At 65.9% G+C, this 17,986-nt stretch carries 19 protein-coding genes; 8 read left to right on the top strand and 11 right to left on the bottom strand.

Annotated features, from left to right (window positions below; translation table 11 throughout):
• Positions 1 to 33: 33 nt before the first annotated feature.
• From CBY09_RS09315 to CBY09_RS09295, 5 genes are read right to left on the bottom strand one after another with little or no spacing between them, the layout of a single operon-like run.
• The gene (locus CBY09_RS09315) at positions 34 to 1,890 is read right to left on the bottom strand and encodes an AMP-dependent synthetase/ligase (protein WP_094288795.1); all 1,857 of its coding nucleotides are present in this window, start codon (positions 1,888 to 1,890) and stop codon (positions 34 to 36) included.
• 7 nt (positions 1,891 to 1,897) lie between these two features.
• Positions 1,898 to 2,716, bottom strand: a complete 819-nt coding sequence (locus CBY09_RS09310; RefSeq protein WP_094288793.1) for an ABC transporter ATP-binding protein — start codon at positions 2,714 to 2,716, stop codon at positions 1,898 to 1,900.
• Entirely contained in the window at positions 2,713 to 3,552 is an 840-nt protein-coding gene (locus CBY09_RS09305) for an ABC transporter ATP-binding protein (RefSeq protein WP_094288791.1), read from the bottom strand. The genes CBY09_RS09310 and CBY09_RS09305 overlap by 4 nt, the downstream gene beginning before the upstream one ends.
• 5 nt (positions 3,553 to 3,557) lie before the next feature.
• Positions 3,558 to 4,634: a branched-chain amino acid ABC transporter permease gene (locus CBY09_RS09300; protein ID WP_094288789.1), complete on the bottom strand. Its 1,077-nt coding sequence runs from the start codon at positions 4,632 to 4,634 to the stop codon at positions 3,558 to 3,560.
• Between the two features lie 9 nt (positions 4,635 to 4,643).
• Positions 4,644 to 5,519, bottom strand: a complete 876-nt coding sequence (locus CBY09_RS09295; RefSeq protein ID WP_094288787.1) for a branched-chain amino acid ABC transporter permease — start codon at positions 5,517 to 5,519, stop codon at positions 4,644 to 4,646.
• A gap of 192 nt (positions 5,520 to 5,711) precedes the next feature.
• Here CBY09_RS09295 and CBY09_RS09290 point away from each other — a divergent pair, with 192 nt between their 5' ends.
• Both CBY09_RS09290 and CBY09_RS09285 read left to right on the top strand, forming a co-directional pair.
• The gene (locus CBY09_RS09290; RefSeq protein ID WP_094288785.1) at positions 5,712 to 6,509 is read left to right on the top strand and encodes a crotonase/enoyl-CoA hydratase family protein; all 798 of its coding nucleotides are present in this window, start codon (positions 5,712 to 5,714) and stop codon (positions 6,507 to 6,509) included.
• A gap of 108 nt (positions 6,510 to 6,617) precedes the next feature.
• Positions 6,618 to 7,103, top strand: a complete 486-nt coding sequence (locus CBY09_RS09285; RefSeq protein WP_094288783.1) for a thioesterase family protein — start codon at positions 6,618 to 6,620, stop codon at positions 7,101 to 7,103.
• Between the two features lie 2 nt (positions 7,104 to 7,105).
• On the opposite strand, the gene CBY09_RS09280 is transcribed toward CBY09_RS09285, so the two are convergent.
• Both CBY09_RS09280 and CBY09_RS09275 read right to left on the bottom strand, forming a co-directional pair.
• Positions 7,106 to 7,573, bottom strand: coding sequence for a PaaI family thioesterase (locus CBY09_RS09280; protein ID WP_094288781.1), 468 nt, complete (start codon positions 7,571 to 7,573; stop codon positions 7,106 to 7,108).
• Positions 7,574 to 7,587: 14 nt separating this feature from the next.
• A complete protein-coding gene (locus CBY09_RS09275) occupies positions 7,588 to 8,025 on the bottom strand; it encodes a MerR family DNA-binding transcriptional regulator (protein ID WP_094288779.1) in 438 nt (145 codons plus the stop codon).
• Positions 8,026 to 8,212: 187 nt separating this feature from the next.
• Between CBY09_RS09275 and CBY09_RS09270 the strand changes: the two genes are divergently transcribed.
• Positions 8,213 to 8,788, top strand: coding sequence for a bactofilin family protein (locus CBY09_RS09270; RefSeq protein WP_094288777.1), 576 nt, complete (start codon positions 8,213 to 8,215; stop codon positions 8,786 to 8,788).
• Between the two features lie 66 nt (positions 8,789 to 8,854).
• Here the strand turns inward: CBY09_RS09270 and CBY09_RS09265 are convergent, their stop codons facing one another.
• Positions 8,855 to 9,277 carry an acyl-CoA thioesterase gene (locus CBY09_RS09265; protein ID WP_015012492.1) on the bottom strand — a complete coding sequence of 141 codons (423 nt, stop codon included), beginning with the start codon at positions 9,275 to 9,277 and terminating at the stop codon, positions 8,855 to 8,857.
• A 128-nt stretch (positions 9,278 to 9,405) separates the two neighbouring features.
• On the opposite strand from CBY09_RS09265, the gene CBY09_RS09260 reads away from it, so the two are divergent.
• The 3 genes from CBY09_RS09260 to CBY09_RS09250 all read left to right on the top strand — a co-directional run bounded on the left by CBY09_RS09260 (position 9,406) and on the right by CBY09_RS09250 (position 12,647).
• Complete coding sequence (locus tag CBY09_RS09260; RefSeq protein ID WP_094288775.1) at positions 9,406 to 11,256, top strand: ABCB family ABC transporter ATP-binding protein/permease; 1,851 nt, start codon at positions 9,406 to 9,408, stop codon at positions 11,254 to 11,256.
• Between the two features lie 45 nt (positions 11,257 to 11,301).
• On the top strand, positions 11,302 to 12,234 hold the full coding sequence (locus CBY09_RS09255; protein WP_094288773.1) for a 2-hydroxyacid dehydrogenase: 933 nt from the start codon (positions 11,302 to 11,304) through the stop codon (positions 12,232 to 12,234).
• A gap of 68 nt (positions 12,235 to 12,302) precedes the next feature.
• Positions 12,303 to 12,647 (top strand): nucleotide pyrophosphohydrolase, encoded by a 345-nt coding sequence (locus CBY09_RS09250; protein WP_094288771.1) that lies wholly within the window; start codon positions 12,303 to 12,305, stop codon positions 12,645 to 12,647.
• A 100-nt stretch (positions 12,648 to 12,747) separates the two neighbouring features.
• Here CBY09_RS09250 and CBY09_RS09245 read toward each other — a convergent pair whose 3' ends face one another.
• The 3 genes from CBY09_RS09245 to CBY09_RS09235 are packed head-to-tail and all read right to left on the bottom strand — an operon-like array spanning position 12,748 to position 15,681.
• Positions 12,748 to 13,785, bottom strand: coding sequence for a DctP family TRAP transporter solute-binding subunit (locus tag CBY09_RS09245; RefSeq protein WP_094288769.1), 1,038 nt, complete (start codon positions 13,783 to 13,785; stop codon positions 12,748 to 12,750).
• A 52-nt stretch (positions 13,786 to 13,837) separates the two neighbouring features.
• Complete coding sequence (locus CBY09_RS09240) at positions 13,838 to 15,136, bottom strand: TRAP transporter large permease (RefSeq protein WP_094288767.1); 1,299 nt, start codon at positions 15,134 to 15,136, stop codon at positions 13,838 to 13,840.
• Positions 15,133 to 15,681, bottom strand: a complete 549-nt coding sequence (locus CBY09_RS09235; RefSeq protein WP_094288765.1) for a TRAP transporter small permease — start codon at positions 15,679 to 15,681, stop codon at positions 15,133 to 15,135. The genes CBY09_RS09240 and CBY09_RS09235 overlap by 4 nt, the downstream gene beginning before the upstream one ends.
• 282 nt (positions 15,682 to 15,963) lie before the next feature.
• Between CBY09_RS09235 and CBY09_RS09230 the strand changes: the two genes are divergently transcribed.
• Both CBY09_RS09230 and CBY09_RS09225 read left to right on the top strand, forming a co-directional pair.
• On the top strand, positions 15,964 to 16,896 hold the full coding sequence (locus CBY09_RS09230; RefSeq protein WP_094288763.1) for a LysR family transcriptional regulator: 933 nt from the start codon (positions 15,964 to 15,966) through the stop codon (positions 16,894 to 16,896).
• Between the two features lie 178 nt (positions 16,897 to 17,074).
• Positions 17,075 to 17,974, top strand: a complete 900-nt coding sequence (locus tag CBY09_RS09225; protein WP_094288761.1) for an amino acid ABC transporter substrate-binding protein — start codon at positions 17,075 to 17,077, stop codon at positions 17,972 to 17,974.
• The last annotated feature ends 12 nt before the right edge of the window (positions 17,975 to 17,986 follow it).

Genomic DNA, 17,986 nt, shown 5'->3' with positions numbered 1-17,986 from the left:
TTGGGTTTGGTTGGGCTTGCGTGCCGCGCGCGCCTACCGGTACATGGCCTCGATCTGGGGGGCGTACTTTTGCTGCACCAGCTTGCGCTTGAGCTTCATGGTGGGCGTCAGCTCTTCGTCCTCGGCCGTGAGCTGGGTGTCGAGCAGGAAGAACTTCTTGATCTGCTCCACGCGGGCGAACTTGGCATTCACACGGTCGATTTCAGCCTGGATCAAATCCTGCACCTCGCGCGCACGGGTCAGGCTGGCGTAGTTGCTGAAGGGCACGTCGTGGTCCTGCGCAAACTTCTCCACGTTCTCCTGGTCGATCATGATGATCACCGTGAGGTAGGGCAGCTTGTCGCCAATCACCACGGCGTCGGTCACGTAGGGGCTGAACTTGAGTTCGTTCTCCAGCTCGCTGGGCGTGATGTTCTTGCCGCCCGCCGTGATGATGATGTCCTTCATGCGGTCGGTGATGCGCAGGTAGCCGTCGGCGTCGATGGCGCCCACATCGCCCGTGTGCAGCCAGCCGTCGGCGTCGATGGTTTCGGCGGTCTTTTCAGGCAGGTTGAGGTAGCCCTTGAACACGTTGGGGCCGCGCACCAGGATCTCGCCCGTGGCGGGGTCGATGCGCACCTCGTTGTAGCTGGCGGCCGGGCCGATGGAGCCGGGCTTGATGCGCGTTGCAGGCACGCCGGTGGCGGCGCCGCAGGTTTCGGTCATGCCCCATACCTCCAGCATGGGCACACCCAGTGCCAGGTACCACTTCACCAGCTCGGGCGAGATGGGCGCGGCGCCGGTGACGAGAAAACGCGCGCGGTGGATGCCGATGAGCTTGCGCACGTTGTTGAGTGCCAGCCAGCGCGCCAGCTGGAACTGCAGCTTCAGCAACCCGCCCACCGGCTGGCCCGCCAGCACCAGGTCGGCAATGCGTGTGCCCACGCCGATGGACCAGGCATAGGCCGCCTGCTGTAGCCGCGTGGATTCCTTCAGGGCAATCATCACGCCGGAGTAGAACTTCTCCCACACGCGCGGCACGGCCGTGAACACCGTGGGCGCGATCTCGCGCACGTTCTCGGGCACGGTGTCGGGGTTCTCCACAAAGTTCAGGCGCGCGCCGGTGTAGAGCGAGAAGTACTCGCCGCCCATGCGCTCGGCAATGTGGCACAGCGGCAGAAAACACATGGTCTCGTCCGCCTCGCTGCGCGATATCAGCGTGTTGTAGCCGCGCACGGTGTAGGTGAGTGCGGCGTGTGTGTGCATGGCGCCCTTGGGCTTGCCGGTGGTGCCCGAGGTGTAGACCAGGATGGCCACATCGTCGGGGCGGCAGGCCTTGACGCGCTGCATCAGCGCCTCGGGGTGCTGGGCGTTCCAGGTGCGTCCTAGCTCGCGCAGGGCGGCCAGGCTCAGCACATCGGCGTCTTGCAGGCCGCGCAGGCCCTCCATGTCGAACACGACGATCTTGCGCAGCAGCGGCAACTGGCCGCGCACCTCCAGCGCCTTGTCGAGCTGCTCGTCGTCCTCCACAAACAACACGGTGGTGCGCGAGTCTTCGCTCAGGTAGTGCACCTGCGCGGCAGCGTCGGTGGGGTAGATGCCGTTGGCCACGCCGCCGCAGCTCAGCACAGCCAGGTCGGCCAGCACCCATTCGATGTTGGTGTTGGACAGGATGGATGCACATTCGCCCGGCGCAAACCCCAGTGACATCAGGCCGCCCGCAATCTCGCGCACGGCGTCGGCCGTCTGGTTCCAGGTCCAGCTCTTCCAGATGCCCAGTTCCTTCTGGCGCATCCACACGCGCGGGCCACGCTCGGCCACGGCGTTCCAGAACATGGCTGCGATGGTGTCGCCTGCCAGCACGTCGGTGCCTGCGGGCTGGATGTGATCGAGGTCCCAGAGATTGCTCATGTTGTCCTCATCGCCATGTTTTCTTCTTTTTCCACCTGCGCTCACCGCGCACGCCTTCATCCTTCATGCCGAGGTAGAACTCCTTGATGTCGTCCTTCTCGCGCAGGCGCTCGCAGCTGTCTTCCATCACGATGCGGCCGTTCTCCAGCACATAGCCGTAGTCCGACGCGTTGAGCGCCATGTTGGCGTTCTGCTCCACCAGCAGGATGGTGGTACCGCGCTCGCGGTTGATGCGCACCACGATCTCGAAGATCTCCTTGGTGAGCTTCGGACTGAGGCCCAGGCTGGGCTCGTCCAGCAGGATCAGCTCGGGCGCCGCCATGAGCGCGCGCGAGATGGCCAGCATCTGCTGCTGCCCGCCCGAGAGCAGGCCCGCGTCCTGCGCGGCGCGTTCCTTCAGGATGGGGAAGTAGCCGAACACGGTTTCGATGTCGCGCGCCACGCCATCCTTGTCGGCGCGTGTGTAGGCGCCCATGAGCAGGTTGTCGCGCACCGAGAGCAGCGGAAACACCTCGCGCCCCTCGGGAACATGCATCAGGCCCCGGCGCACGATGGCGGCCGGGTCGTTGGCAGTGATGTCGGCGCCCTGGAATTCGATGGAGCCCTTGCGCGGGTCGATGATGCCGCTGATGGTCTTGAGGATGGTGGTCTTGCCCGCGCCGTTGCTGCCCAGCACGGCGGCGATCTCGCCGCGCCGCACTTGCAGGCTCACGCCCCGGATGGCCTTGATGGGACCGTAGGCGCTCTCCACGTTCTGCAGGCGCAGCAGGGGCTGGTCCGCTGCGGCCACAGCGGACGGGGTGGTTGCGGCCAGCACGGCGCTCATGTGCGGACTCCCATGCTGGAACCTGCCGGGCGGCGCAGATTGCTCACATCGTCGATCGTGCCCAGGTAGGCTTCCACCACGCCAGGGTGTGTCTGCACTTCGCGCGGTGTGCCCATGGCCACCACCTCGCCCTGGTTCATGGCCAGCACGCGGTCAGACACCTTGGAGACCAGCGACATGTCGTGTTCCACCATCAGCACCGTGATGCCCAGTTCATGCTGGATGTCCTGGATCCAGAAGGCCATGTCGTCGGTCTCCTCCACGTTCAGTCCAGACGAAGGCTCGTCGAGCAGCAGCAGCTTTGGCTCGGTGCACAGCGCGCGGGCCAGCTCCACCACCTTGCGCACGCCGTAGGGCAGGCCCGCCACCATGGTGTCGCGGTAGTGCTGCAGGTCGAGAAAGTCGATGATCTGCTCGGCCTTTTCGCGCGCCAGGATTTCCCCTTCGCGCACCTTGCGGGTGAAGAACATCTCGGCCCACAGGCTGCTGTGCTGCTGCGTGTGGCGGCCAATCAGCAGGTTGTGCAAAACGCTCGCGTGTTCAAACAGCTCGATGTTCTGGAAGGTGCGCGCAATGCCCAGGCTGGCCACCTTGTGGGGGGGCTGGTCGGTCAGCGGCAGCATGGCGCCGCCCGGGCCTGCATAGGCAATGGTGCCGGTGGTGGGCGTGTAGATGCGGCTGATGAGGTTGAACACCGTGGTCTTGCCCGCGCCGTTGGGGCCGATGAGGGTGAACACCTCGCCACGCCGCACGTCAAAGCTCACGTTGTTGACGGCCAGCACACCGCCAAAGCGTACGCTGAGATTCTTGGCCGAAAGCAGGACTTCGTTGGTCATCGCAGTCATTTCAACCTGTCGGATTTTTGAAAGGACTTCTGCCGCTTGAACATGCCCTGGCGGTAGAACGGGAACATCTGCAGCCAGGTGCGCACCTTGAGCCAGCGGCCGTACAGGCCCATGGGCTCGAACAGCACAAAGGCAATGAGCACCGCGCCATACACCACGGCCTGCAACCCTGGCGCCTGGCCGATGGCAGCGGGCAGCCAATCCTTGCTGAGCGAGATGAGCTGCGGCATCGAGATCAGGAAGATCGCGCCCAGGAACGCCCCGTGCACCGAGCCCAGGCCGCCGATCACGATCATGAGCAGCAGGTCGATGGACTGCAGGATGTTGAACTGGTCGGGCGAGATGAACTGCAGCTTGTGGGCATACAGCGCGCCGCCGATGCCCGCCAGCGCGGCCGACAGCGAGAACGACAGCGTCTTGTAGCGCGCGAGGTGGATGCCCATGCTCTGCGCCGAAATTTCTGAATCGCGGATGGCGACAAACGCGCGCCCTGTGGGCGAACGCAGCAGGTTCAGGATGGCCAGCGTGCAGACCACGGTGATCACGAGGCACAAGAAGTAGAACGACTCCGTGGTCTCGAACGCATAGCCGCCGATCTGCGGCGGCACCAGGTGTTTGCCGGAATTGCCGCCCGTCACCGACTCCCAGCGCGCAAACACCTCTTCGACGATGAAGCCAAACGACAGCGTGGCCATGCCCAGGTAGATGCCCTTGACGCGCAGCGCGGGCAGGCCCACCACCACGCCCACGGCGGCCGACAGCCCTGCCGCGCAGGCCAGCGACAACGCAAACGGCCAGCCCATGCCCGTGAGCACGGCCTGCGTGTACGCCCCCACACCCAGAAAGGCCGCGTGCCCGAGCGAGAACAGCCCCGTGAAACCCGCCAGCAGCATCAGCCCCAAGCCGACGATGGAATAGATGAGCACAAAGGTGAGCTGCGCCAGCCAGTACTCGGGCGCGACCCAGGGCGCGGCGACCAGCGCCAGGCCCAGCAGGCTGTACCAGAACACGTGGCCGCCGTGTTTGGCCAGGCGGATGTCTTGCGCATACGAGGTCTTGAAGATGAAACGCATGGTTGTCTTTCAGACCTTTTTACGGAGCTTTTCACCGAACAGTCCATTCGGTTTGACCATCAGCATGATGAGCACCACGATGTACGCCGCCGTGTCCTTGAAACCGTCGGGCAGGTAAAAGCCCGACAGCGATTCGACGATGCCAATCACCAGCCCGCCGACGATGGCGCCCGGCAGGCTGCCGAAGCCCCCCACCACGGCGGCCGGAAACGCCTTGAGCCCGATGAAACCCATGTTGGCGTGCACAAACGTGATGGGTGCCAGCAGCAGCCCCGCCACCGCCGCCACCACGGCCGCCAGCCCCCAGGCCAGGCCGTTGAGCCGTTGCACCGGGATGCCCATGTAGTAGGCCGCCAGCTGGTTTTGCGAGGCGGCCTGCATCGCAATGCCCAGCTTGCTGTAGCGGAACATCGCAAACAGCAGCACGCACAGCACGCCCGTGGCGCCGATCACCACCAGCTGCTCGGCGCTGACCACCAGCTCGCCCAGCCGCAGGGACTGGTCCTTGTAGGGCACGGGCAGCGTGTGCGTGTCGGTGCCGATGTTGGGGATCATGGTGACCAGGCCGCGCATCACATAGCCGATGCCGATGGTGAGCATGACGATGGAGAACGCAGGCTGGCCAAGGATGGGGCGGATCACCGCGCGCTCGACCAGCACGCCGAACAGCCCCATGGCCACCACGCTGGCCAGCACCGCCACCCAGAAGGGAAAGCCCAGCACGGTCATCAGCGCCAGGCCGCAGAAGGCGCCGAGCATCATGAGTTCGCCCTGCGCAAAACTCACGGTTTCGGTGGCTTTGTAGATGAGGACAAAACCCAGCGCGATCAGCCCGTAGATGCACCCCTGGGAGACACCGCTGATCAACAGTTGCACAAATTGCACCCTGGCTCTCCAGAAGATTTTTACAAAGCGGTTGCTTTGCATAAATAATGCTGCCTGCGACCGCTGCCCACCGCACTCGGGGCTAACCCTGATGGGGGGCGTGATCGGGTAGCGGCGGATATTGACCCAGCACCAACCCCCGCGCAATAGGAGTTACGTCGGGTGCACACAACCCGCCCACAGGAGAGCCCCATGTCCGTAGAGGTGGAAACGCAAGGCCGTGTCACGCTGGTGACACTGCGCAGGCCCGATGTGCGCAATGCGGTGGACGCAAACACAGCGCGGGCCTTGCACGCCGCATTTGTCGCGTTTGACCAGGACGCGCAGGCAGACGTGGCCGTGTTCCACGGAGCAGGCGGGCATTTCTGTGCGGGCTGGGATCTGCAATCGGGCGCGCGTTTGCTGGCCGACGGTGTGGCGCCCGAGGCGCTGGCGCAGTCGCTCGATTTCGCCCCCGATGCGGTCCACCCGCCGGGGCCGATGGGCCCGAGCCGCTTGCAGCTGACCAAGCCTGTGATCGCTGCGATTGAAGGTGCGGCGGTGGCGGGCGGCATGGAGCTGGCGCTGTGGTGCGACCTGCGTGTGATGGCCGAGGACGCGTACATGGGCGTGTTCTGCCGCCGTTTTGGTGTGCCCCTGATCGACGGCGGCACTGTGCGGCTGCCGCGCCTGGTGGGCCTGTCGCACGCGCTGGACCTGATCCTGACCGGCCGCAAGGTCGAGGCCGACGAGGCTTTGCGCATGGGCCTGTGCAACCGCGTGGTGCCTGCGGGCCAGGCGCTGCAGGCGGCCCTGGCGCTGGCACACACGCTGACCGCCTTTCCGCAGGCCACGCTGCGCGCCGACCGTGCGAGTGCGCTGGCGGGCGAGGGTTTGCCGCTGCAGCAGGCGCTGCTGCAGGAGTGGGCCGGTGGGCGCGAATGCCTGGCCGAAGCGCTGCGCGGGGCCACCCGGTTTGCCACCGGGGAAGGGCGCCACGGCAAGTTTTAGATAAAAATGGCCGTTTGCGCCTGTCCATCATGCGCTGATAGCTACAAAATCAGGAGCGTTCAGGGCCGTGCCCCTTGTTCCATACACCACATCCATCCCAGGAGACCCATGAGCAAATCCGCGCCCCCCGCCCCGCAAGCCTTCGAGCCCGCCTTCATCGCCGGGCTCAAGTCCATCTTTGAAGAGAAGATCGTTTTCAACCAGGTGCTGGGCCTCAAGATCACGTCGCTGGCGCCCGATGGCGTGGTGGGGCGCATCGACATGAAGCCCGACCTGGTGGGCCACTATGCCTATAACCGCATCCATGGCGGTGTGATCAGCGCGGGGCTTGACGCCATGGGCGGTCTGGCCGTGATGGCCGCGATTGGCGCCAAACACCTGGACGAGCCGCCCGAGCAGCGCCTGCACCGCTTTGCCAAGCTGGGCACCATCGACCTGCGCATTGACTACCTGCGCCCCGGCATTGGCAGCCACTTCGAGCTGCGCGCCCAGGTGCTGCGCCTGGGCTCGCGCGTGGCCACCACGCGCATGGAGTTTCTGGGGCCAGACGGACAGATCATGTCGGCCGGGGCGGCGGCCTACATCGTTTCCTGATCTCAAGGGACCGACCTCGGCTCCAGGTTGCGCGCCGTGCCCAGCCAGGTGGCGCACAGCGTCTCGGTGCCCGATGCGTCCACTGCGAGCACGTCGGCGGCGCAGATGCTCAGCAGCCTGCCCGCGTCCACCACGCGGCCCCGCGCGCGCAGGCAGGCGCCGCGCGCCGGGGCAAACAGCTTGACGGTGCCATCCACCGTGGCGTTGGCCCAGCCGGGCGGCAGCAGGCTGCCTGCGGCGGCCACGGCGGCGAAGTCGCCCAGCGCATACACGGCCGTGGCCTGCAGCTGGCCGGGGCGAAAGCAGAACGATTCCAGGATGGGCATCTCCAGCGTCACGGCGCCCGGCGCTGTGTGCACGAAGCGCAGTCCCAGGGTGCGCGCCATGGGCATGGCCAGCACGGCCGCCTGCAGGCGCTGCAGGGCGGGCAGGGTGCCGGGGGTGTCGGCCGTGGACGTGTCGGGGGTCATGGGCGGTCTCCTTGTTAAGGTGGGGTGGGGGCGCGGCGCACCCGGGGCCAGGGCGCACGCGGCGGGGTGCCGTTGGCAGCAGGGTGCTGGCGTGTTTCCTGCTCTGCCTGGCGGGCGCGCAGCCACTGCACATGGTCCAGCGCCTGCTGGTGCTGGGCCTGCAACGCCGCGATCTGCGCCTGGATGTCGTCGGCACGGGCCTGCACCGCATCGGCCAGGCCACCGGGGCCAATGCGGCCACGCCGCCAGGCGAGCAGATGGCTGCGGATCTGCGGCACGCCAAACCCGAGTGCGCGCGACATGGCAATGAACACCACCTCGCGCCGCGCCGAGGGTGCATAGTGGCGGTAGCCATTGGGCAGGCGTTCTGGGCGCAGCAGCCCGGCGCGTTCGTAGTGGCGCAGCGCATGCACGGTCACGCCGGTGAGTCGAGCGAGTTCGGATATCTGCATGGGTGGCAGACTAGCAAGCTTCGCGCTGCGCGAGGCTTGCGCAGGTGACAGGGGGTGTCACGCTGTGTGGTCTTGCAAGCCCTGCAAGCGCATGCAACGACCGAACCGTTTGGTTACCGTTCTTGCGTAACAGGGGCATCTTTCACTGGATGCGAAACCTAGCATGGCCTCTTTTCAAGGAGATCTGATGGCCGTGCAAAACCCCTTCTTTGGCAAGCGTGAACCCGAGTCGTTCCAACCCCGCAGCAGCACCACTTCAGGCTCCGTGTTGGGCGGCAGTGGGGTGAACAGTGCAGTGTCGGCGCAGCCGACCGCACCGGCAGCCCCCAAGCCCAGCAGCGCCAGCGACAGCTCGGGCAGCAAGCTCACGGTGGGCCCCAACATCAAGCTCAAGGGCGTGGAGATCACCGACTGCGACACCCTGGTGGTCGAGGGCACCGTCGAGGCCACAATGGATTCGCGCGTGATCCAGATCTCGGAAAACGGCGCCTTCAAGGGCTCGGCCGAGATCGACATTGCCGAGATCCACGGCGAATTCAACGGCACGCTCACCGTGCGCCAGAAGCTCGTGATCTACAGCTCGGGCAAGGTCAACGGCAAGATCCGCTACGGCAAGCTGGTGGTGGAAGAGGGCGGCCAGCTGGCGGGCGAGATCGAGGCGGGGTTCTCGGCCTCATCGTCATCGTCTTCCTCCGGCAGCAGCCATCTGCAGCGCGGGGCCGGGCCTTTGCGCACCGAACCGGCCACCGCACTGGCGGCCTGACGCCCGAATCTGCGCGCCGCCGCGAGCGGCGCGTCACTGCGGCGCCGTCACGCGAACGCGCTGTGCTCAGGCCGGTGCGTTGTGCTTGGGCACCGGGCGCGGGCGGCCCTGGTGGTCGATGGCCACATAGGTCAGGCGTGCTTCGGTCACTTTCACATACTGCCCCTGGGCAGAAAAGCGTTCGGCATACACCTCCACCTCCACGGTGACCGAGGTGTTGCCCACGCGCGTGATGGCCGAGAAGAACGACAGGATGTCGCCCACGCGCACGGGCTGCTTGAAGATGAATTCATTGACCGCCACCGTGGCCATGCGGCCCTGGATGTAGCGGGCGGGCAGCACGGATCCCGCCAGGTCCACCTGCGCCATCACCCATCCGCCAAAGATGTCGCCATTGCCGTTGGTGTCGGCGGGCATGGGGATGACCTTGAGCACCAGTTCCTTGTCGGTGGGCAATGCGGCGGGTGGTGGGCTGAAAACGGCAGACATGGGCACAATCTCGGTTGGGGCTGAGGCAATCCTTGGGGAAACCGGTGGTTTCACCAGGCCTTGCGCCCCGAGAAAAACCACCTGGGCATCAGCCAGGTCGGAAAAAACAACAACCGGAATTGTCCCCCATGCGCCACCACGGCGAAACTGCCCCCACCGCTGCCGGTGCCATGGCCCCCGCCGCTGGCACCCCGCCCGCCCCGTCCGACTGGGCCACCCTGCACCGGCTGCTGCCCTACCTCTGGCAATACAAGTGGCGCGTGATCGCCGCCATCGTCTTCATGGTGGGCGCCAAGTTCGCCAACGTGGGCGTGCCCATCCTGCTCAAGACGCTGGTCGATGCCATGAGCATCCAGCCCGGCGACCCGGCCGCCTTGCTGGTGGTGCCCGTGGGGCTGCTGCTGGCCTACGGCGCGCTGCGGCTGTCCACCTCGCTGTTCACGGAGCTGCGCGAGCTGGTGTTTGCCAAGGCCACCCAGGGCGCGGCGCGCTCGATTGCGCTGCAGACCTTCGAGCACCTGCACGCCCTGAGCCTGCGTTTTCACCTGGAGCGCCAGACCGGCGGCATGACGCGCGATATCGAGCGCGGCGTGCGCGGTATCGAGTCGCTGATCTCGTTCACGCTGTTCAACGTGGTCGCCACCCTGGTCGAGGTGGTGCTGGTGCTCTCGGTGCTGGCCATCAAGTTCGATGCCTGGTTTGCCTGGATCACGCTGGCGGCGCTGGCGTTGTACATCCTCTTCACGGTGCTGGTGACCGAGTGGCGGACAAAATTCCGCCGCGAGGCCAACGAATTTGACTCGGCCGCGCATTCCAAGGCCGTGGATTCGCTGCTCAACTACGAGACGGTGAAGTACTTCAACAACGAAGGCTTCGAGGCCCGCCGCTACGACGAAAGCCTGGAGCGCCTGCGCCGTGCGCGGCTGAAAAGCCAGACCACGCTGTCCATGCTCAACACCGGCCAGCAGCTCATCATTGCCGTGGGTCTGGTGGCCATGCTCTGGCGCGCCACGCAGGGCGTGGTCGATGGCCGCATGACGCTGGGCGATCTGGTCATGGTCAACGCGTTCATGATCCAGCTGTACATCCCGCTCAACTTCCTGGGCGTGATCTACCGCGAGATCAAGCAGAGCCTCACCGACCTGGACAAGATGTTCACGCTGATGGACAAGGAGCGCGAGGTGGCCGATGCCCCCGGCGCCCAGCCGCTGGCAGGGCTGGACCAGCCCACCGTGCGCTTCGAGGACGTCGTGTTTGCCTACGATCCAGGCGTTGTAAGCACTGGCGGGCGCACCATCCTGCAAGGCATCAGCTTCGAGATCCCTGCGGGCAAGACCGTGGCGGTGGTCGGGCCCTCGGGCTCGGGCAAGAGCACGCTGGCGCGGCTGCTGTTCCGCTTCTATGACATCCAGCAGGGCCGCATCACCATTGCGGGGCAGGAGATCCGCAGCGTGACGCAGGCCAGCGTGCGGCAGGCGATTGGCATCGTGCCGCAGGACACCGTGCTGTTCAACGACACCGTGGCCTACAACATCGCCTACGGCCGCCCTGGCGCCACGCAGGAAGAGATCGAGGCCGCTGCCCGCGCCGCGCGCATCCACGACTTCATCGCCAGCACGCCCAAGGGCTACGCCACCATGGTGGGCGAGCGGGGTCTCAAGCTCTCGGGCGGTGAGAAGCAGCGCGTGGCGATTGCGCGCACCTTGCTCAAGAACCCGCCCATCCTGATTTTTGACGAGGCCACCAGTGCGCTGGACTCGGCCAACGAGCGCGCCATCCAGGCCGAACTGCAGGGCGTGGCGCAGAACAAGACCACACTGGTGATTGCCCACCGCCTGTCCACGGTGGTGGACGCGCACGAAATCCTGGTCATGGACGCGGGCCGCATCATCGAACGCGGCACGCACGCGCAGCTGCTGGCCCAGCGCGGGCGCTACGCCGACATGTGGACGCTGCAACAAAGTGACCCCAGCGCCTGAACGCCTTTCTTTTCCCTCTCTTTTTTTCCGACTTTTCCTCGTGCCATGAAGCCCGTCCTGCTTGCCCTCATGTTCCTGTCCGAAGAACACCGTGCCCAGATGGCGCAGTCGTTCGAGCTGGTCTACGCGCCCGACGCAGCGCAGGCCGCCGCCGCCATCGCCGAGCACGGCCCGCGCATCACGGTGGTGCTGACCATCGGCGCCACGGGCCTCTCGGCCGCGCAGATCGATGCCTTGCCGAACATCACCCTCGTCTGCGCCCTGGGCGCGGGCTACGAGAACATTGCGGTGGCGCACGCCAAGGCGCGCGGCATTGTGGTGGCGACCGGTGCGGGCACCAACGACGACTGCGTGGCCGACCACGCCCTGGGCCTGCTGATTGCCGCCGTGCGTGGCATCCCCCGGCTGGACCAGCTCACGCGCCAGGGCGTGTGGCGCACGGCGTTGCCGCTGCCGCCCAATGTGTCGCACAAGCGCCTGGGCATCATCGGCCTGGGCACCATCGGCAAGAAGATCGCGCAGCGGGCGCTGGGTTTCGAGATGCAGGTGGGCTACCACAACCGCACTGCGCGCACCGATGTGCCCCACCGCTACTTTGCCGACGTGACTGCGCTGGCCGACTGGGCGGATTTCCTCGTGGTTGCCACGCCCGGCGGCGCGGGCACGCAGCACCTGGTGAACGCCGCCGTGTTGAGCGCGCTCGGCCCGCGCGGCGTGGTGGTCAACATCGCCCGGGGCAGCGTGATCGACACAGCCGCCCTGGCCGCCGCGCTGCGCGAAGGCCGCATCGCCGCTGCGGGGCTGGACGTGTACGAGAGCGAGCCCGCGCCCCCGGCCGAGCTGATCGGGCTGGACAACGTGGTGCTCACGCCCCATGTGGCGGGCTGGTCGCCCGAGGCGGTGCAGGCCTCGGTGGACCGCTTCCTGGAGAATGCTCGCCGCCATCTGGCGGGCGAGGCGCCGGTGTCGCCGCTCTGAAGTTTGAATAAAAAAGGCCGCTTGCGTGCGATGGGTAAGCGTTTTTAGCTATCAAATAAGGAGTATTGATGTCCGCTGTCGATCTCGACGCCTTGCAAGCCCGGCTGCGCGTCTTTGCGGCCGAGCGCCACTGGCAGCCGTTCCACACGCCCAAGAACCTGGCCATGGCGCTGATGGTGGAGGCCGCCGAGCTGGCCGAGATCTTCCAGTGGATGACGCCCGAGCAGTCGCTCGCGGTGGCAGGCGATCCGGCGCTCAAGGAGCCCATTGCCGACGAGGTGGCCGATGTGCTGCTCTACCTGCTGCAGATTGCCGACCACGCGGGCGTGGATCTGGCCCAGGCGGTGGAGAACAAGCTGCGCAAGAACGCGGTCAAGCACCCGGTGCCGGAGGGCGACTTGATAAAAAAATAGCCGCCTGCGCCTGATGGATAAGCGCTGGCAGCTATTGTTTGTATAGCGCCACCAGGAATTGGAAACTGATGGCGCGGGCCGGGCGGGCGTTGGCTTTCTTTTACTGCTTGCGCGCTGCAATCGCCTTCTCGGCCATGTTCACCAGGTCGGTGCCGATCTGGCCTTTCCACTTGTCGTACACGGGGCGGGTGGCTTTCACAAACGCGGCGCGCTCGGCGGGGGAGAGCTGGGTCACCGTCACGCCCAGGGCGCTGATGTCCTTGAGCAGGGGCTTGTCGGCCTCGATAACGCCCTTGCGGGCGATGGCGATTTCTTCCTTGCCCGCGTCGATGGCGGCCTGCTTCACGATCTCGCGGTCGGCAGGCGTCCAGCTGTTCCAGATTTCCTTGTTCACCACAAAGATCAGCGGGTCGTTCACGTAGCCCCACAGCGTGATGTTCTTTTGCGCCACGCTGTGCAGCTTGGCGGCAGTGAAGATGGACAGGGGGTTCTCTTGCCCGTCCACCGCGCCACTGGCAAAGGCGGGCTGTGCGTCGGCCCAGCTCATCTGCGTTGGGTTGGCGCCCAGCGCGGTGAAGGTGTCCAGGAACAGAGGCGAGCCCACCACGCGGATCTTCAGGCCCTTGAGGTCTTCAGGGGTCTTGATCGCCTTCTTGGAGTTGGAGATTTCGCGGTAGCCGTTCTCGCCCCAGGCCAGGGGCACCACGCCGGCCTTGTCCAGCGTGGCGAAGATGCTCTTGCCCACATCGCCCTGCGTCACGGCGTCCACGGCGGCGTAGTCGGGGAACAGGAAGGGCAGCGAGAACAGGTTGAGCTGCTTGACCTGGGGCGACCAGTTGATGGTGGAGCCCACGGCCATGTCGATCACGCCCTGGCGCAGTGCGCTGAATTCGCGCGTCTGGTCGCCCTGGATCAGCGAGACACCGGGGTACAGCTTGATGTTGATGCGGCCCTGGGTGCGCTCGCGCACCTTGTTGGCCCACAGCTCGCCGCCCTTGCCCCAGGGGAAGGCGGTGCCCAGCACCAGCGACATGCGGTACTCGCTCTTGTACGCGGTCTGTGCCATGGCGGCAGGCGCGGTGAAGGCCAGTGCGGCCGCAGCGGCCACGGCCGAGGTGAGGAAGGTGCGCAGTTTCATGGGTTGTCTCCTTGTTGGATGGTTGGTTGAATGGGTATGCGATGAGAGGAAATCAGTAGCCCAGGCGCTGGGGCAGCCAGAGCGCGATCTGCGGGAACACGACGACCAGCAGCATGGCCAGGGTCATGGCCAGTACAAACCACACGACCCAGCGGGTGGTCTGCTCCATGCGCACGCCCGCAATCTTGCTGGACACCATGAGGTTCACGGCCATGGGGGGCGTGAACTGGCCAATCGCCACCGTGAGCGTCAGCACAACGCCGAACCACACCACGTCCCACTGGTAGTGCTGCATGATGGGCATGAGCAGGGGCACGAAGATCAGGAAGATGGAGATGCCGTCGAGGAACATGCCCGCGACGAGCAGCACCACAATCAGCGCGCCCAGCACGCCTTGCTCGCTCAGGCCCGACTGCACGATGGCGCGGGTGACGGGGTCGATCACGCCCAGCGTGGACAGCGAGAACGCAAAGATGCCCGCCAGCGAGACCACCACCAGGATCACGGCCGAGAGTTCCCCGGCCTCGCGCAGGATGGCGAACAGGTCGCGCACCTGGATCGTGCGGTGCACCACCATGCCCACAAACAGGCCGTAGAACACCGCGACGACGGCGGCCTCGGTGGGCGTGAACCAACCTGCGCGCATGCCGCCCAGGATCACCACCGGCGCTGCCAGGCCCCAGGAGGCCTCGCGCAGGCTGCGCCAGAACGGCGGGCGCGGCATGTCGGCTTCGGCGCCGCCCATCTTGTGGCGCCGCGCCAGCCACACGGCCGGGACGATCAGGGCAATGCCCGCCAGCACCCCGGGAAACATGCCGGCCGCAAACAGCGCGGGCACCGAGGCCCCGGGCACCAGCACCGAATACACGATGAAGGCCACCGAGGGCGGGATGAGGATGTCGGTGGCGGCCGCGCCTGCGACCACGCTGGCCGAGTAGGCGGCGGGATAGCCTGCGCGCGCCATGGCCGCAATCATGACCCCGCCCACGGCGGCGGCAGTGGCCGGGCCCGATCCCGAGATGCCGCCCAGAAACATGGCCACCGCAATCGCCACCAGCGGCAGCATGCCCGGGCCGCGCCCGACGATGGACACCGCAAAATTCACCAGCCGCAGCGCCACGCCCGAGCGGTCAAAGATCGAGCCCACGAGCACAAACATGGGGATGGCCAGCAGCGGGTATTTGCCAAGCCCGGCATAGAAGTTCTGCGGCACGGCCAGCAGGCCGAACCAGGGGGTCTCGGCATTGGCCAGTGCAATGGCGGCAGCGCCCGCCAGGCCCAGGGCGGCGCCAATCGGCACGCCCAGAAACATCATGCCCAGGAAGGCCACAAACAGCAGTGTGGCGATCATGTGCGTGCCTCCGTGGCAGCTGAGGGGGCCGCTGTACGCCGCAGGCGTGCCCACAGTTGCAGTGCCCGGGCCGTGGTCAGCGCGCACAGCACCGGCAGCCAGACGGAATACCACCACTGTGGCACGCCGATGCCGGGGGAGGTTTCTTCAAACCGGTAGTCGTCCCACACCACGCGCACGCTCAGCACCGTGATCAGCCCAAACAACAGCGCGACCATGAGCGCGCCGAACTGTGCCAGCACCTGGCGCCGACGCTCCGAGCCGCCATCGGCATAGAACTCGATGCGGATGTGCAGCTGCCGCGCCACTGCCGCCGAGCCGCCCACCAGGGCCAGCACGATCATCAGGAACACCGAGATCTCCTCGGTCCAGGCAAACGAAGCATCGGTGAAATAGCGCACCACCACATTGACGAAGGTGATGAGTGCCAGGGCGGCCATCGTCAGGACGATAAGCCAGTCTTCCAGGCGCAGGGATCGGGGGGCGTCAGCAGCCGCTGGCGCTGTGGGCGCAGCGGGCGGGCCATCGGGAGTGGAGGTGGACATGGACGCGGGGAGTCAGAAAACACACGGGGCGGATGCCGATCTTGTGGCCCGGCGGTGTTGTGCACCTGGGCGTTGACCGATGGAGCGGCGGGGTGGGCGCGCAGCGCATTATGCGTTGCCTGCTAAGCATGCACAGCATTGGTGCAGTGCGGCAAACGATGCTGCTGGACCCGGCCGGGGGCGTGCAGGTGGCACACCATGCAGGCCCGCTCCGCGCATGATCTGTAGAAACCCTCATGCCGGGCGCCAGCAGGGCGCAGCCTGCGCGCGGATAATGCGCCGATGGAAACCAAGTGGCTTGAAGATTTCGTCAGTCTTGCGGAAACGCGCAGCTTCAGCCGCTCTGCCCAGTTGCGGCATGTGACCCAGCCCGCGTTCTCGCGGCGCATCCAGGCGCTCGAAGCCTGGGCGGGCACCGATCTGGTGGACCGCAGCTCCTACCCCACCCGCCTCACGCCCGCTGGCAAAACCCTGTATGACCAGGCGCTGGAAATGCTGCAGGCGCTGCAGAACACCCGCGCCATGCTGCGTGCGCACACCAGCGCGGGCAAGGACATGATCGAGTTCGCCGTGCCGCACACGCTGGCGTTCACCTTCTTCCCGGCCTGGGTGTCCAGCCTGGCCGACAAGTTTGGTCCGTTCAAGAGCCGGTTGATTGCACTGAACGTGCACGATGCTGTGATGCGCCTGGTGGAAGGCGGCTGCGACCTGCTCATCGCCTACCACCACCCCTCCCAGCCCTTTCAGCTCGATGCCGACCGCTACGAGATGGTGAGTCTGGGGCAGGAGGTGATCTCACCCTACAGCAAGGCCGACGCCGACGGCCAGCCCGTGCACCGCCTGCCGGGCCGCGCGGGCCAGCCGCTGCCTTACCTGGGCTACGCGCCCGGTGCCTACCTGGGGCGGGTCACGGAACTCATCCTCAAGCAGTCGGGCACGCCCATCCACCTGGAGCGGGTGTATGAGACCGACATGGCCGAGGGCCTCAAGGCCATGGCGCTTGAAGGCCACGGCGTGGCCTTTTTGCCGCACAGCGCCGTGAAGAAAGAACTGCGCTCGCGCCGCCTGGTCAGCGCGGCGCCCTCCGAGGCCGAGGGCCTGCAGATGACCATGGACGTGCGGGCCTACCGCGAGAAACCGGGGGGCAAGGAAGCCCCCAAGGGCACGGCCCAGGCGCTCTGGACCTACCTCCAGGCCCAGGCCGGGTCATGCTAAGGGTAAATACGGATATAAACACTTTGCATAGTTGCGCCCGCAAACGGCATTGGAGTTTCATAGTAACGACACGTACAGTTCGCGCCATCGCTGGGTCGGTGGCAACAACACATGCCTGCAACTGCCACGATGGCACGAACATTGCAAACCCGATTCCTTTCTTTTAACGGGACGTCGTATGAAAGTTCAGCACTGGAGATTCGCTAAGGGCCTGGTTGCCCTGGGCTGCCTGCTGGCGGCGTCCGTGCAGGCGGCGACCGTGCTGGAGCGCGTGAGTGCGGGCGGCAAGCTGGTGATTGCCCACCGGGAGTCGTCGGTACCGTTCTCGTACATCGATTCCCAGTCGGGCAAGCCCGTGGGTTATGCCGTGGACCTGTGCCTGCGCCTGGCCGACGTGGTGCGCAAGAAGACCGGCAAGAAAGACATGGAAGTGGAGTTCGTGGCCGTCACGCCCGCCAACCGCATCACCATGATCGAGCAGGGCAAGGCCGACATGGAATGTGGCTCCACCACCAACAACGCCGAGCGGCGCCAGAAGGTGGCGTTCACCATTCCCCACTTCATCACCGGCGCACGGCTGCTGGTGAAGTCCGCCAGCCCCATCGACAAGGTGGAAGACCTCAACGGCAAGAAACTGGTGTCCACCAAGGGCACCACCCCCCTCAAGGCGGCCGACCAGGCCAACCGCGAGCGCCTGATGGGCATCACCATCGTGGAAGCCCCCGACCATGCCAAGGCGGTCGAGATGGTCGAAAAAGGCGAGGCCGATGCCTTTGTGATGGACGATGTGCTCCTGTATGGCCTGGCCGCCGGCCGGCCCGATCCCAAGGCGCTCAAGGTGGTGGGCCGCTTCATGACCACCGAGCCGCTGGCCATCATGCTGCCCAAGAACGACCCCGAGTTCAAGAAACTGGTGGACGAGGAAATGCGCCGCCTGATCACCAGCCGCGACATCTACCCCATATATGACAAGTGGTTCAACAAACCCATCCCGCCCAACAACACGGTGCTGAACCTGCCAGTCAGTTATCTGTTGCGTGACTTCTGGAAGTACCCTACCGATCAGGTCCCGTTCTGACTAACATCTTCG

This window comes from Acidovorax kalamii, assembly GCF_002245625.1.
GTDB classification, from domain to species: Bacteria; Pseudomonadota; Gammaproteobacteria; order Burkholderiales; family Burkholderiaceae_C; genus Acidovorax; species Acidovorax kalamii.
The sequence above is the reverse complement of the archived record's forward strand: the minus strand, read 5'-3'. Positions and strand labels throughout refer to the sequence as shown.

Bases quoted from the DNA above. Each gene is read 5' to 3' on its own strand.
- CBY09_RS09315 (WP_094288795.1), bottom strand. From the start codon at position 1,890: ATGAGCAATCTCTGGGACCTCGATCACATCCAGCCCGCAGGCACCGAC.
- CBY09_RS09310 (WP_094288793.1), bottom strand. From the start codon at position 2,716: ATGAGCGCCGTGCTGGCCGCAACCACCCCGTCCGCTGTGGCCGCAGCG.
- CBY09_RS09305 (WP_094288791.1), bottom strand. From the start codon at position 3,552: ATGACCAACGAAGTCCTGCTTTCGGCCAAGAATCTCAGCGTACGCTTT.
- CBY09_RS09300 (WP_094288789.1), bottom strand. From the start codon at position 4,634: ATGCGTTTCATCTTCAAGACCTCGTATGCGCAAGACATCCGCCTGGCC.
- CBY09_RS09290 (WP_094288785.1), top strand. From the start codon at position 5,712: ATGTCCGTAGAGGTGGAAACGCAAGGCCGTGTCACGCTGGTGACACTG.
- CBY09_RS09285 (WP_094288783.1), top strand. From the start codon at position 6,618: ATGAGCAAATCCGCGCCCCCCGCCCCGCAAGCCTTCGAGCCCGCCTTC.
- CBY09_RS09280 (WP_094288781.1), bottom strand. From the start codon at position 7,573: ATGACCCCCGACACGTCCACGGCCGACACCCCCGGCACCCTGCCCGCC.
- CBY09_RS09275 (WP_094288779.1), bottom strand. From the start codon at position 8,025: ATGCAGATATCCGAACTCGCTCGACTCACCGGCGTGACCGTGCATGCG.
- CBY09_RS09270 (WP_094288777.1), top strand. From the start codon at position 8,213: ATGGCCGTGCAAAACCCCTTCTTTGGCAAGCGTGAACCCGAGTCGTTC.
- CBY09_RS09265 (WP_015012492.1), bottom strand. From the start codon at position 9,277: ATGTCTGCCGTTTTCAGCCCACCACCCGCCGCATTGCCCACCGACAAG.
- CBY09_RS09260 (WP_094288775.1), top strand. From the start codon at position 9,406: ATGCGCCACCACGGCGAAACTGCCCCCACCGCTGCCGGTGCCATGGCC.
- CBY09_RS09255 (WP_094288773.1), top strand. From the start codon at position 11,302: ATGAAGCCCGTCCTGCTTGCCCTCATGTTCCTGTCCGAAGAACACCGT.
- CBY09_RS09250 (WP_094288771.1), top strand. From the start codon at position 12,303: ATGTCCGCTGTCGATCTCGACGCCTTGCAAGCCCGGCTGCGCGTCTTT.
- CBY09_RS09245 (WP_094288769.1), bottom strand. From the start codon at position 13,785: ATGAAACTGCGCACCTTCCTCACCTCGGCCGTGGCCGCTGCGGCCGCA.
- CBY09_RS09240 (WP_094288767.1), bottom strand. From the start codon at position 15,136: ATGATCGCCACACTGCTGTTTGTGGCCTTCCTGGGCATGATGTTTCTG.
- CBY09_RS09235 (WP_094288765.1), bottom strand. From the start codon at position 15,681: ATGTCCACCTCCACTCCCGATGGCCCGCCCGCTGCGCCCACAGCGCCA.
- CBY09_RS09230 (WP_094288763.1), top strand. From the start codon at position 15,964: ATGGAAACCAAGTGGCTTGAAGATTTCGTCAGTCTTGCGGAAACGCGC.
- CBY09_RS09225 (WP_094288761.1), top strand. From the start codon at position 17,075: ATGAAAGTTCAGCACTGGAGATTCGCTAAGGGCCTGGTTGCCCTGGGC.